We start from the raw sequence: 12,096 nt of genomic DNA on the forward strand, positions 1-12,096 counted from the left end.
CGTCATGTGCGCTCCGCTCGCTTATTGCGCCGACAGGTCCGTGCCGAAATACTTGACCGAGATGGTCTTGTAGGTGCCGTCCGCCTTGATGTCGGCCAGCGCCTTGTTGATGGCGGCCTGCAGCTCGGGGTTGCCCTTGCGGATCAGCACGCCCGAATTGCTGAACTCGGCGGTCTTGTCGGTGGCGGCAATCTTCACCTTGGCATTGGGCTTCTGCTTCTTGAAGTCCAGGAACGACAGGTTGTCGTTCACCGTGGCTTCGACGCGGCCCGAGGTCAGCAGGTCGATGGCTTCGTTGAAGCCCTGCACAGCAATGACTTCCGCGCCATGCTGTTGCGCCAGCTTGCCGAAGTTGCTGGTCAGCGTGTTGGCGGATTTCTTGCCCTTCAGGTCGTCGAAGGATTTGATGCTGGTGTTGTCGTCGCGCACGATCAGCACGGCGGCCGACGAGATGTAGGGATCCGAGAAGTCGTACTTGGCGCGGCGCGCGTCGGTGATGCCGACCTGGTTGATCACCGCGTCGTAGCGCTTGGCGTCCAGGCCAGCGATCAGGCCGTCCCATTTGCCTTCGACGAATTGCGCCTTGACGCCCAGGCGTTCGGCGATGGCGCGGCCGATGTCCACGTCAAACCCGGTAAGCTGGCCGGATGCGTCATGGAAAGTGAAGGGGGCGTAGGTGCCTTCGGTGCCGATCTTGAACACGCCGGCGGATTTGATCTGGTCCAGTCCGGATTGGGCATGGGCCGCGGACAACGCGGCGACCTGGACGAGGCCGGCGACGAACAGCGTACGGAAGAGTTTCATGGCGGTGCTCCACGGATGGCAGATATCTCGGGTGGAGAGCATCCGTGCCTGCAATGCCCTCCGGCGTAGCCGCACTCTAACAACGCGTCTATTTTTCCACAAAGCATAAGGAATAGTAAAAATATAGCGGCAAGTCATATGGCGATACCCTTGCTCCGGCGCGTGCCGCCGGGGTCCATCCAGGCAGGACTTCAGTGGAGATCGGTGTGGAACAGCAATGGAACAGGCGGGCTTTCATGATGGCGGCCGCCGGCGCGGCAGCAGCAAGTGCAATGCCTGCCCAGGCCGCGGACGGTACGCGGCTGATGCCGGGCAGCGGCAGCATCACGCAGGTGGCGGGCTTGCGGGTGGGGCACTACACCGATACGCGCCGGCCCACGGGCTGTACGGTCATCATCGCCGAGGCTGGCGCGACCGCCGGGGTCGACGTGCGCGGCGCGGCGCCGGGCACGCGCGAGACCGACCTGCTCAATCCCGTCAATATGGTGGAGAAAGTGCATGCCGTGGTGCTGTCCGGCGGCAGCGCCTTCGGCCTGGATGCGGCCTCGGGCGTCATGCGCTATCTGGAGGAAAAGAAGATCGGCTTCGACGTGGGCGTGGCGCACGTGCCCATCGTGCCTTCGGCCATCCTGTTCGACCTGGGCGTGGGCGACGCCTCGATCCGGCCTGACGCGGCCGCGGGCTACCAGGCCTGCAAGTCGGCCACGGACGCCGCGCCACAGGAAGGCAACGTGGGCGCGGGGGCGGGCGCGACGGTGGGCAAGCTGTACGGTCCCAAGCGCGCCATGAAGGGCGGCATCGGCAGCGCCTCGCTGACCGTGGCGGGCGTGACGGTGGGCGCCATCGTCGCGGTCAATGCGGTGGGCGACGTGGTGGACCCGGCCACCGGGCGCGTCCTGGCTGGCGCGCGCACTGCCGACGGCAAGATGTTGCTGGATACCCGCGCGGCGATCCTGGCGGGCGATCTGCCCAAGTCCATGCGCCCGGGCACCGCCACCACCATAGGACTGGTCGCCACCGACGCCAAGCTCACCAAGGCGCAGGCGCAGAAGATCGCCGGCATGGCGCACGATGGCCTGGCACGCACCATCAATCCCATCCACACCATGCTGGATGGCGACACCATCTTTGCGCTGGGCACGGGCACGTCCGGCAAGCCAGGCAACGTCATGCTGCTGGGCGTGATGGCGGCCGAGGCGATGGCGATCGCGGTGCAGCGCGCCATCCTGTCGGCGCGCGCGCTGGAGGGCTATCCGGCGGCGGTGGACTTCGTTTCCTGATGGCCGCGTGGCCTGACCTCGGCCTGTCACACAAGGGCGCCATCATGGATGGCGCCGGCGCGTGGCCGGCTGGCGGAGGGCGTGCATGTACAAGGGCGAACGATTCAACGGCGCGACGCACCTGGCCGGCCTGGCGCTGGCGGTGGCCGCATCGGGCGCCCTGATCGCCCGCGCCGCGGAACTCAAGGTGGATACGCGGCAGGTCATCGCCTGCGCCGTGTTCGCCGCTTCGATGATCGCCGTCTATGCCTCGTCGGTGCTGTTCCATTGCTCGCGCGGCCGCCGCAAGGCCTGGTGGGCCAAGGCCGACCATTGCGCGATCTACCTGCTGATCGCCGGCACCTACACGCCGCTGGCCTACGGGCCGGTGGAGCACGGCTGGGGCGCGGCCATGGGCGTGGCGATCTGGCTGTTGGCGGCGGTGGGCATCAGCCGCGAGCTGTGGTGGGCGCGCGGCGCGGCGCCGGCCCTGCCGTTGTATCTGGCGATGGGCTGGCTGGGCGTGATGTTCGCCGCGCCGATCGCGGGCGCCTTGTCCGCGGCCGGACTGGCCTGGCTGCTGGCGGGCGCGGCGGTCTACACCGCCGGCACGCTGTTCTACGCCAACGACCAGCGCTGGCCGCATGCCCATGGCATCTGGCACCTGTTCGTCATGGGCGGCACCGCCTGCCACTTCGTGACGGTGTTCGGCTTCCTGCGGCTGAGCCCGGCCTGAGCGGGGCTTCAGCGGGCCGCTAGCGCCAGCTTGCCAGCGGCAGCATGCCGCCGCGGTTCTTCACTTTGCGCATGACGATATGCGAGGACAGGTTCCGCACGCCCGGGATCTTGCTGAGCTTGTCTTCGACGAACTGCGAGAACGCCTTCAGGTTGCGCGTGCACACCGTCAGGATGTAGTTGGAGGCGCCAGTCACGATGCTGGCCTCGGTGATCTCGTCATGCAGGGCGATGCCGGCCAGGAATTCTTCATGCCAGCCCGGACGCGACTGGTCCAGCGACACGTGGACGATGGCCTCCAGCTCGAAACCCAGTTTTTCGGCGTCCAGCACGGCGCGATAGTTGCGGATCAGTCCGCTTTCTTCCAGCGCGCGCACCCGCCGCAGGCAGGCCGAGGGCGACAGCGCCACCTGCTCGGCCAGGTCCTGGTTGCTGAGGTGGCCGTTCTCTTGCAGCCGGTAAAGAATGCGCTGGTCTATGGCGTCGATCTGCATGATGCAATCAAATTCCAAAAAAGTTGATTATGTGCAATTCAATGCGGAAACCTAGGGTAATCCGCGCCTGAATTTGCAATTTATCAGCCTGATCGCGCTGATAGTATGTATCCAGAATATAGCCCCCCGGAGCACAAAATGAACACCCGTGAAGCCTGCGTAAATGCCGACCGCCAGGACCCCCTGGCGCCCCTGAAGGACCGTTTCGACCTGCCGCCCGGCGTCCTCTACATGGACGGCAACTCCCTGGGCGTGCTGCCCAAGGAGGCCGCCGGCCGTGCTGCCGCCGTGATCGGCCAGGAATGGGGCGCGGGCCTGATCCGCAGCTGGAATACCGCGGGCTGGTTCGAACTGCCCACCCGACTAGGCGACAAGCTGGGCCGCCTGCTGGGCGCGCGCGAAGGCGAACTGGTCGTGACCGACACGACCTCGCTGAACATCTTCAAGGCGCTGGCCGCCGCCCTGCGCATCCAGCAGCACCAGCACCCCAAGCGCCGCGTCATCCTGTCCGAACGCGACAACTTCCCCACCGATCTCTACATGATCCAGGGCATGATCGACCTGCTGCAGCAGGGCTATGAAATGCGCCTGATCGACGATGAACTGCCGCTGGAAAAGGCGCTGGACGAGTCCGTGGCGGTGATGCTGCTGTCGCACGTGAATTACCGCAGCGGCCAGATGCACGACATGGCCGCCGTGACCGCGCTGGCGCACGAGCGCGGCGCGCTGGCGATCTGGGACCTGGCGCACGCCGCGGGCGCGGTGCCGGTGGACCTGAACGGCGCCGACGCCGACTTCGCCGTGGGCTGCACCTATAAGTACCTGAACGGCGGCCCCGGTTCGCCCGCCTTCATCTGGGTGGCGCCGCGCCACACCAAGGACTTCTGGCAGCCGCTATCCGGCTGGTGGGGCCACACGCGGCCATTCGATATGACCGTGGCCTACGAGCCGGCCGGCGGCGTGCGCCGCTACCTGTGCGGCACCCAGCCCATCGTGTCGCTGTCGCTGGTGGAATGCGGCCTGGACGTGGCGCACGCCGCCGACATGGCCGAGGTGCGCAAGAAATCCCTGGCGCTGGGCGACTTGTTCATCGCGCTGGTCGAAGAGCGTTGCGCCGGCCATCCGCTCACGCTGGTGACGCCGCGCAAGCACGCCGACCGCGGCAGCCATGTCAGTTTCCGCCACCCCAACGGCTTCGAAGTGATGCAGGCCCTGATCGCGCGCGGCGTGATCGGCGACTATCGCGAACCCGAGGTTCTGCGCTTCGGCCTGACGCCGCTGTACTTCGGCTACGCCGACGTCTGGGATGCCGTGGATATCCTGAAGGACGTGCTGGACACGCGTTCCTGGGACAAGCCGGAATTCAAGCACCGCGCCGCCGTGACCTGAGCGCCGCAACACAACCCCATTGCGCGGGCCAAACCGGCCCTACATCCACAAAGAGAGCGCAGGACCTGGAGGAGACAATGCAACAACAAAAAGGATTCGGCCAGATCGCCGAACGCGAGCAGGGCCTGAAGCGGCGGCTGACGTCGGGGCAGATGAGCATGATCGCCATCGGCGGCGCCATCGGCACGGGCCTGTTCCTGGGCAGCAAGTTCGCCATCGGCTTTGCCGGACCCAGCGTGATCATCAGCTACGCCATCGGCGGCCTGATCACGCTGCTGCTGATGGGCTGCCTGGCGGAAATGACGGTGGCGCATTCCACCTCGGGTTCCTTCGGCGCCTATGCCGAGCACTACGTCGGCCCGCTGGCGGGGTTTCTGGTGCGCTACGCGTACTGGTCCTGCGTGGTGCTGGCGGTAGGCACCGAAGTCACCGCCGTGGCCGAGTACATGAAGTTCTGGTTTCCGGACGTGCCCGGCTGGCAGTGGGTCTGCCTGTTCTCGGCCGTGCTGATCTTCATCAACGCCATGAGCGTCAAGACTTTCGGCACGGTCGAGTACTGGTTCTCCACGATCAAGATCACCGCCATCGTCGCCTTCATCATCCTGGGCGCCTACGTAGTCTGGGGCAATCCGCAGTACGGCACCGCCCTGTACACCTCGCACGGCGGGTTCTTCCCGAACGGCGTCTGGGGCATGTGGATCGCCGTGGTCATTTCGATCTTCAGCTACCTCAGCGTGGAGATGATTGCGGTGGCCGCGGGCGAGGCCGAAGACCCCGAACGCGCGGTCAAGCAGGCGTTCCGCGCCACCATCGTCCGGTTGGTGGTGTTCTACCTGCTGACGCTGGCGCTGATCCTGGCCATCGTGCCCTGGGACGAGGCCGGCAAGGGCGGCAGTCCCTTCGTCAAGGTGATGCAGGCGCTGGAGATTCCGGGGGCGGCGGGCGTCATCAACTTCATCGTGCTGGTGGCGGCGCTGTCGGCCATGAACAGCCAGCTTTACATCACCACGCGCATGATGTTCAGCCTGTCGCGCGCCGGCCATGCGCCGTCCGCGTTCGGCAAGCTGACGCGCAGCGGCACGCCGCTGAACGCGCTGCTGCTGTCGACCAGCGGCATTGCCATCGCCGCGGTGCTGAACGTGCTGTACCCCGAGACCTCGTTCACGCTGATGATGGCGATTTCGATGTTCGGCGCGCTGTTTACGTGGATGATGATCTTCGTCACCCACTACTGCTTCCGCCGCCGCTGGGCGCGCGAAGGGGGCGGTAAATTGTCGTTCCGCATGCCGGGCTTTCCGGTGCTGACCCTGCTGGGCGCGGGCGCGATGCTGGCGATCCTGGCCACCACCTACTTCACCAGCGTCTTCAAGATGACGCTGGTGTTCGGTGTGCCTTTCCTGCTGGTGCTGGCCGTGCTTTATCAGCTGCTGTTCCGTCGGCGCGGCGAAGCCGTTGCGCTGACCCCGCGCGGCCAGCGTTCCTGACATAGCTGCGCCCGGTTCAGACGCGGGCCTGAGGCGCAAGCCTCAGGCCCGTATTTCATGGCCGGGCTTCAGGCGCTGGCCAAGGCGGGCGCAGGCTGCTGCGCAGCCTGTTCCTGCGGCGCCGGCGCGAACACGCGCAGCCGGTGGCCGTCGGGATCCAGCGCCACGAAGGTGCGACCGAAATCCATATCGGTGGGCGCCTGCAGGATGGGCAGGCCGCGCAGGCTCCAGTCCAGGTGGCGGCGGTCCAGCGCCTGCGCGTCCGAAACGGTAAAGGCGAGTTCGGTCGCGCCGCCGCGGCCGGCAGCGGCCGGCTCCACGGTATAGCGCGACCACAGGCCCAGCATCAGGCCGGAATCCAGCCTGAACAGTGCGAAGGTGGGGGAGCTTTCGAGGGGCGGACGCTGCAGCAGGGCGCTGTAGAACGCGGCGCTGGCGGCGGGCTTTTCGACGTAGAAAATCACGAAATTGGTGTCTGACATGATGCGCTCCGGGTGGTAGACGCGCTCATCTTAGACAGGGGTACTGTCAGTTTTTGGCAGTAGCTTTTATCTGCATTTTCATCCGCATTGCTTGGGCGATCGGTCGATCGCGCGCCACTCCTTCAGCAGCGCATGGCGGCGCTTGGGATAACGCTCACCGGGCGTCAGCGTGGCGATGCGATCGGTGCGGAAATGGCGGAAGTCCTGGCGCAGTTCGCACCAGGCCATGACGATGCGCACGCTGTCGAAAAACCCCAGCGCGAACGGCCAGATCACCCGCGCGGAATCGGCGCCCTTGTCGTCGCGGTACGTGATGTCGATCTTCTGTTCGCAGCGTATGGCGTGGCGGATCAGCGACAGGTCCACGCGGTCCACCACCTGCATCGCGCTGGGCCCGACCAGCAGCGGTATCGCATCCAGCCCGTCGCGCATTTCCGCCGGCAGCACTGCGCCGATCTTGGCCAGCGCGTTGCTCGCGGCCTGCGCCAGCCGCGGGTCGGCCCGGTCCGCGACCCAGCGCGTGCCCAGCACCAGCGCCTCGATCTCCTCGGTACTGAACATCAGCGGCGGCAGCATGAAACCGGGCCGCAGCACGTAGCCCAGGCCCGGTTCGCCCTCGATCTCGGCGCCCTGCGATTGCAGGGTGGCGATGTCGCGGTAGAGCGTGCGTATGCTGACGCCGAGGTCGGCGGCCAGTTGGCGGCCGCTGACGGGGCGGCGATGGCAGCGCAAGGTCTGCATCAGGCCCAGGAGGCGTTCGGTGCGGGACATGGGGGCGGGCGGGGATGGAGGATCCATAATGCTGCCACGAAATGTCAGCAGGCGGGGCTCCGTCCGCAACGGGATTTCAGGCCGGCGGCAGGGCCATCAGCCACTCGTGCACGCGCGCGGCCAGGTCCAGGCTGTTGCGGTCCATCATCAGCATGTGCGAATTGCCGGCGATGCCCAGCTCGGGCAGCGACAGCAAGGTGACGCAGGGATGCCGCCGCGCGAAATCGCGCACCCGCTCGCGCATGCGCGGCCAGCGCGGGTCCGTGTCCATGTTGTCGCCCATGAGGACCAGCGTGGGCGTGCGGTAGCCGGCGTCCAGTTGCGGGATGCTGGCCGGCTCCAGCGCCACCACGGCGCGCACCAGATCGGGCCGGGCGGCGGCCGCGCGGATGCCGAATACGCCCGCCTGCGAATGGCAGATGACGATCATGCGGCCGACCCGCTCCAGCAAGGCCAGATAGCCGCGCAGGACGGCGGCGTCGGTATGCACCCAGCGCGGCACCATCTGCGCGGCCAGCTCGCCGAAGGCTTGCACCGGGAACTGCGTGTTGCCATAGGCGCTGCCGGGGCCGGGGCGCGTGCCCGGGCGGCCGATGCGAAAGCGCGTGTAGCAGTCTTCCTGCGCCTGCACGATGGGCCCTTCCGGCCAGATCTCGGGGACCGGCGCGTAGCCTGAGCGGCCGCGTTCCACGGCATCGCACAGATAGGCGTCCCAGCCGCGGCGCAGGAAGGCATGGAGCCAGCCCTGGCGGCCATCGGGCGTGGTCTCCCACGCCGCGCCGGTCATGCCGCCGCCATGCCAGAAGGCCAGCGGCGGGCGGCCACTGGCCGGCTCGGCCAGGAAGTACTGCGCATACATCTGCTCGACGCGGTAGGTGCCGTTGGGGTCTAGCGCGACGGGCTGGCCGCCTTCGGCCATCACCACCTCGCGCCGCGGCAGGCCCGACAGGCTGACCTCGCGTCCGCCCACGTGGAAGGCGCCCATGTCGCGCAGCCGGATCGGCGCGAGCGCGTCCGATGCGTCGCGGCCGGGTTCGTCCGTCATCATTCGGCCCGGATGCGGTTGGCCTGGATCACGTCTTTCCAGCGCGCGGTCTCGGCCACCACAAAGTCGCCCAGCGCCTGGCGCGGCCCGGCGGCAGTCTCCACGCCCAATTCGCGCATCTTGGCGGCGACCTCCGGCTCCTGCAAGGCGTCGTTGAAGGCTTGGTGCAGCGCGGCCAGCGTGGCGTCCGGCGTGCCGGCCGGCGCCATGATGCCGAACCAGGGCGTGATCAGGAAATCGGCCACGCCGGCTTCGGCGAAGGTCGGCACGTCTGGAATGGCCGGCGCGCGCTTGGCGCTGGCCACGGCCAGCGCCCGCAGCTTGCCCGCGCGGATGTTCGCCAGCGAAGCCGGCAGGTTGTCGAAATACATGTCGACCTGGCCGCCCAGCAGGTCGGCCGCGACCTGCCCGGCGCCCTTGTAGGGAATGTGCGCCACATCGATGCCGGTGCGCAGCTTCAGCAATTCGGTGGCCAGGTGGGCCGAGCCGCCCACGCCCGACGAGGCCGAGTTCAGCTTGCCCGGATGGGCGCGGGCGTAGGCCAGCAGCTCGGCCACGGTCTGCGCTGGCACCTTGGGATTGACGACCAGCACGCTGGGCACCGTCCCGACCATGGCGACGGGCGCGAAGTCCTTGACGATGTCGTAGGGAGCGGGCTGGTAGAGCGAGGGCGCGACCGTGCAGCCGAAGGCGCACATCAGCAATGTGTAGCCGTCGGGCGCGGCGCGCGCCACCGCCTGCGCGCCGATATTGCCGCCGGCGCCGGCGCGGTTTTCCACGATCAGAGGCTGGCCCAGACGCTTGGCCAGGCTGTCGCTGAGGATGCGGGCCAGGATGTCGGGCGTGCCGCCGGCGGGGAAGGGCACCACCAGCGTCACGGGACGTTCGGGAAAGCCCGCCGCAGCGGCCGGCTGTGCGGCGCCCAGTAGCAGCGCAGCTCCGGTGAGCGCGGCCGCCATCCAGCGGCGGGGGGAAGCGCGCCAGCGCGCGGCGGTCAGGCCCAGGGGGATCATTGCGGCAGTCTCCGGAAAGTCGGGTCGGGTGCGGAAGGCCCCGATCTGCGCGGACTGTAGCCAAGGCTGACCGCCTTGCCCAATGCTGGCTGCGCAAGCTGTATATGTCGAAAACGGTATGGAATTTTCAATGCATGCATTTCAGGCATAGTATGGGCGGCATGAGCGACGCCCAATCCCTGCCCTATCTGCGCCGGCTGGACATGAACCTGCTGCTGACGTTCGACGTCCTGATGCGCACTCGCAGCGCCACCGCCAGTTCAGCCCTGCTGCATAAGACGCAGCCCGCCATCAGCCGTGACCTGGCGCGCCTGCGCCGCCGGCTGGAAGATCCCTTGCTGGTGGTGGTGAAGGGCCGATTCATTCCGACGGAGCGGGCGCTGGAACTGCATTCGGCGGTGCATGACGCGCTGGCGCAGATCGAAGCGGCGCTGCGTCCGGCCGAGGCTTTCGACCCGGCCAAGGCCAGCGGCGTGCTCAATATCGGCACGGGCGCGCATAGCGAGATCCTGCTGGCAGCGCCGCTGATCGAGCGTCTGCACCGCGCCGCGCCAGGCATCACACTGCGCTTCCAGTCGGTGCACGGAGACTTCGTGCCGGACGATCTGGACGCGGAGCGGTTGGACATGGCCATCGGCCTGTTCGGCAAGGTGCCGGCGCGTTTTCATCGCGATACGCTGCTGAAGGACCGGCGCGTGTGCGTGGTGTCGGCGCGGCATCCCTGGGCAGGCAAGCGCGCGCTGGCGCTGGCGGATCTGCCGTCCATCAAGTGGTTCGCCTTCGCGCACATGTATGGCCGGGAAACCAATTTCGACCGCGCGCTTAAGCCGGATGCCAGCCGGCTGGAATTTTCGGCCTACCTGTCCGGCTTCGGCATCACGCCCTATGTGCTGCTGGACACTGATTACGCCACCACCATGCCGGCCAGCGTGGCGCAGGTGCATGGTCGGCATTTCCCGCTGGCGACGCTGGAACTGCCTGCCAGCCTGCGCAAGATCGAACTGGTGATGGTGTGGCCGCGGCGCCTGCATACGTCGCCGTTGCAGGCCTGGCTGCGCGGGCAGATCCGCGAGGTGCTGCGGGAACGCGTGGACGCTCCCGCAGCCAGTGCGGCTTAGGAACCGACCTTCTTGCCAGTCGCCACGTCGATGGCCGAGCCGTCTTCCAGGCTGACGCGGTAGATCTCGCGCACCACGTTGCCGGCGAAGCCGATCTCGACGATGGACACGTCCTTGAAGGTGGTGTTGATGCCGTCCGGCAGCACGGCGTTGAACTTGTCGGACTCCTGCTTCATGGCGTCCTGCAGGCGCGTGTCGTACATCGCCATGCTGTAGACCAGGGTGGTGTGCGGATTGTGCGCGCGCACTTCCTTGCCGTCCTGCATGATGTTCACGCCGCTCACGCCCATGGTCTTGACCAGGTCTTTCCCGGCGTCGCCCATCTTGGCGTAGACCGGGCCGGTGACGCGCGGCAAGGGGCCGTCGCGCAGCGGCGCCAGGGCGGCGGTGGCGACGGTGTTGTAGCGCATCATGTCCTCGAAGCCCTGGCCGCTCTTGACCACGCCCAGGTCCAGCCACCACGGATGGCCCGCGCCCTTGGCGGCTTCGGTGGGATAGAAGTTCTTCAGCGTGACCTGCAGCGGGGCCGGCGGCTTGGGCAGGGCCTTGAGCATGCGGGCGGGCGTTTGCGGGTCGGCGCTGTGGATGTGCACCACCGTCACGTGCGGCATGTTGGGCGTTTCGGCCTCGGTCTTAAGGCCCAGCTTGAGCAGGTCGGCTTTCAGCGTGCCATTGATCTTGGCGTCCAGGATGGCGTTGACGTCCTGTGGCAGACGGTAGACCACGCCATAGGTCGCCTTGTGTTCTCGGAACCCGGTCTGGTCCAGGGCGCTGTTGTCGATGGGGGCGGCGGCATGCGCGCCCGAGGCGGATACGAACAGGCCGAGGGCGGCCAGCTGGAAGACACGCTTGATCATGGAGATTCCTTTTGTTTGTGTAGGCCCGCGAGAGTCATCCGCAGTGTGGCCAGCGCGGATGTAATGCGTATTGCACCAAGCAAAAGAATTCCGATACCAGCCTGCGCATGCCCGATAGCTGGCGGGCGCCGGCTGATATCCGCCTACGCAAAAAAGACGATGGCCACGATGGCGATGCCCAGCAGCAGGTTGATGCCGACCCAGCGGCGTATGCCGCCCATGGCCTGGCCGCCCTGGGGCCAGTCGGATGCGGCGACCGCCGCTCGCAACTGCGGGTAGAGCACGAAGCGGATGTAGGCGTAGATGGCCGTCATGACCAGGCCGCCCGAGGCCATGAGGGTCCAGCTGCGCGGCATGAAGAAGGAGCCGCCCGTCTGCGCGGCCTGGCTGGCTTCCTGGCCGATCATGAGCGCGCCGGAAAACAGGATCAGCACGATGGCCGCCAGCACGGCATTCAGGAATGGCCCCAGCACCGACGCCATCAGCCGCAGCCGGACCGGCGGTTCCAGTTGCGCGGCCGCCGGCCGCAGGAAACAGTGCGCGAACAGCATGCCCCCGACCCAGAGGATCACGGCCATCAGGTGGATGAATTTGAGCGCGGCATAGAGCATGGGGCAGGCCTGTAGGGAGGAATCCGTCCCCATC

Annotated in this window: 13 protein-coding genes; 5 read left to right on the forward strand and 8 right to left on the reverse strand. The window is 67.2% G+C overall.

Annotated features, from left to right (window positions below):
• Nucleotides 1-21 precede the first annotated feature (21 nt).
• On the reverse strand, nt 22-804 hold the full coding sequence (locus IB268_RS06595; protein ID WP_013395870.1) for an amino acid ABC transporter substrate-binding protein: 783 nt from the start codon (nt 802-804) through the stop codon (nt 22-24).
• Between the two features lie 194 nt (nt 805-998).
• Between IB268_RS06595 and IB268_RS06600 the strand changes: the two genes are divergently transcribed.
• Nucleotides 999-2,084, forward strand: a complete 1,086-nt coding sequence (locus tag IB268_RS06600; protein ID WP_217472147.1) for a P1 family peptidase — start codon at nt 999-1,001, stop codon at nt 2,082-2,084.
• Nucleotides 2,085-2,169: 85 nt separating this feature from the next.
• On the forward strand, nt 2,170-2,799 hold the full coding sequence (locus tag IB268_RS06605) for a hemolysin III family protein (RefSeq protein WP_054451648.1): 630 nt from the start codon (nt 2,170-2,172) through the stop codon (nt 2,797-2,799).
• Between the two features lie 19 nt (nt 2,800-2,818).
• On the opposite strand, the gene IB268_RS06610 is transcribed toward IB268_RS06605, so the two are convergent.
• Complete coding sequence (locus tag IB268_RS06610; protein ID WP_054452258.1) at nt 2,819-3,292, reverse strand: Lrp/AsnC family transcriptional regulator; 474 nt, start codon at nt 3,290-3,292, stop codon at nt 2,819-2,821.
• A gap of 138 nt (nt 3,293-3,430) precedes the next feature.
• On the opposite strand from IB268_RS06610, the gene kynU reads away from it, so the two are divergent.
• Nucleotides 3,431-4,681 (forward strand): kynureninase, encoded by a 1,251-nt coding sequence (gene kynU, locus IB268_RS06615; protein ID WP_054451647.1) that lies wholly within the window; start codon nt 3,431-3,433, stop codon nt 4,679-4,681.
• 77 nt (nt 4,682-4,758) lie between these two features.
• A complete protein-coding gene (locus tag IB268_RS06620) occupies nt 4,759-6,165 on the forward strand; it encodes an amino acid permease (RefSeq protein WP_054451646.1) in 1,407 nt (468 codons plus the stop codon).
• A gap of 68 nt (nt 6,166-6,233) precedes the next feature.
• Here the strand turns inward: IB268_RS06620 and IB268_RS06625 are convergent, their stop codons facing one another.
• The 4 genes from IB268_RS06625 to IB268_RS06640 form a co-directional block, all read right to left on the reverse strand.
• Nucleotides 6,234-6,647: a VOC family protein gene (locus tag IB268_RS06625; RefSeq protein WP_054451645.1), complete on the reverse strand. Its 414-nt coding sequence runs from the start codon at nt 6,645-6,647 to the stop codon at nt 6,234-6,236.
• A 78-nt stretch (nt 6,648-6,725) separates the two neighbouring features.
• Entirely contained in the window at nt 6,726-7,418 is a 693-nt protein-coding gene (locus tag IB268_RS06630; RefSeq protein WP_192329185.1) for a YafY family protein, read from the reverse strand.
• Nucleotides 7,419-7,494: 76 nt separating this feature from the next.
• Nucleotides 7,495-8,466 (reverse strand): hypothetical protein, encoded by a 972-nt coding sequence (locus tag IB268_RS06635; RefSeq protein ID WP_156337326.1) that lies wholly within the window; start codon nt 8,464-8,466, stop codon nt 7,495-7,497.
• Nucleotides 8,463-9,476, reverse strand: a complete 1,014-nt coding sequence (locus IB268_RS06640) for a tripartite tricarboxylate transporter substrate binding protein (RefSeq protein ID WP_082400782.1) — start codon at nt 9,474-9,476, stop codon at nt 8,463-8,465. Before IB268_RS06640 ends, IB268_RS06635 begins: the two co-directional genes overlap by 4 nt.
• 161 nt (nt 9,477-9,637) lie before the next feature.
• Between IB268_RS06640 and IB268_RS06645 the strand changes: the two genes are divergently transcribed.
• Nucleotides 9,638-10,594, forward strand: coding sequence for a LysR family transcriptional regulator (locus tag IB268_RS06645; protein ID WP_192353998.1), 957 nt, complete (start codon nt 9,638-9,640; stop codon nt 10,592-10,594).
• On the opposite strand, the gene IB268_RS06650 is transcribed toward IB268_RS06645, so the two are convergent.
• Nucleotides 10,591-11,451, reverse strand: a complete 861-nt coding sequence (locus tag IB268_RS06650; protein ID WP_119451777.1) for a hypothetical protein — start codon at nt 11,449-11,451, stop codon at nt 10,591-10,593. The two genes, IB268_RS06645 and IB268_RS06650, sit on opposite strands and share 4 nt — an antisense overlap.
• A gap of 143 nt (nt 11,452-11,594) precedes the next feature.
• Nucleotides 11,595-12,062, reverse strand: a complete 468-nt coding sequence (locus tag IB268_RS06655) for a CopD family protein (protein WP_054451642.1) — start codon at nt 12,060-12,062, stop codon at nt 11,595-11,597.
• Between the last annotated feature and the right edge of the window lie 34 nt (nt 12,063-12,096).

Source organism: Achromobacter sp. ACM01 (genome assembly GCF_014851745.1).
GTDB classification, from domain to species: Bacteria; Pseudomonadota; Gammaproteobacteria; order Burkholderiales; family Burkholderiaceae_B; genus Achromobacter; species Achromobacter aegrifaciens.

Coding starts and splice junctions, on each gene's coding strand:
- IB268_RS06595 (WP_013395870.1), bottom strand. CDS start 804: ATGAAACTCTTCCGTACGCTGTTCGTCGCCGGCCTCGTCCAGGTCGCC.
- IB268_RS06605 (WP_054451648.1), top strand. CDS start 2,170: ATGTACAAGGGCGAACGATTCAACGGCGCGACGCACCTGGCCGGCCTG.
- IB268_RS06610 (WP_054452258.1), bottom strand. CDS start 3,292: ATGCAGATCGACGCCATAGACCAGCGCATTCTTTACCGGCTGCAAGAG.
- kynU (WP_054451647.1), top strand. CDS start 3,431: ATGAACACCCGTGAAGCCTGCGTAAATGCCGACCGCCAGGACCCCCTG.
- IB268_RS06620 (WP_054451646.1), top strand. CDS start 4,759: ATGCAACAACAAAAAGGATTCGGCCAGATCGCCGAACGCGAGCAGGGC.
- IB268_RS06625 (WP_054451645.1), bottom strand. CDS start 6,647: ATGTCAGACACCAATTTCGTGATTTTCTACGTCGAAAAGCCCGCCGCC.
- IB268_RS06630 (WP_192329185.1), bottom strand. CDS start 7,418: ATGTCCCGCACCGAACGCCTCCTGGGCCTGATGCAGACCTTGCGCTGC.
- IB268_RS06635 (WP_156337326.1), bottom strand. CDS start 8,466: ATGATGACGGACGAACCCGGCCGCGACGCATCGGACGCGCTCGCGCCG.
- IB268_RS06640 (WP_082400782.1), bottom strand. CDS start 9,476: ATGATCCCCCTGGGCCTGACCGCCGCGCGCTGGCGCGCTTCCCCCCGC.
- IB268_RS06645 (WP_192353998.1), top strand. CDS start 9,638: ATGAGCGACGCCCAATCCCTGCCCTATCTGCGCCGGCTGGACATGAAC.
- IB268_RS06650 (WP_119451777.1), bottom strand. CDS start 11,451: ATGATCAAGCGTGTCTTCCAGCTGGCCGCCCTCGGCCTGTTCGTATCC.
- IB268_RS06655 (WP_054451642.1), bottom strand. CDS start 12,062: ATGCTCTATGCCGCGCTCAAATTCATCCACCTGATGGCCGTGATCCTC.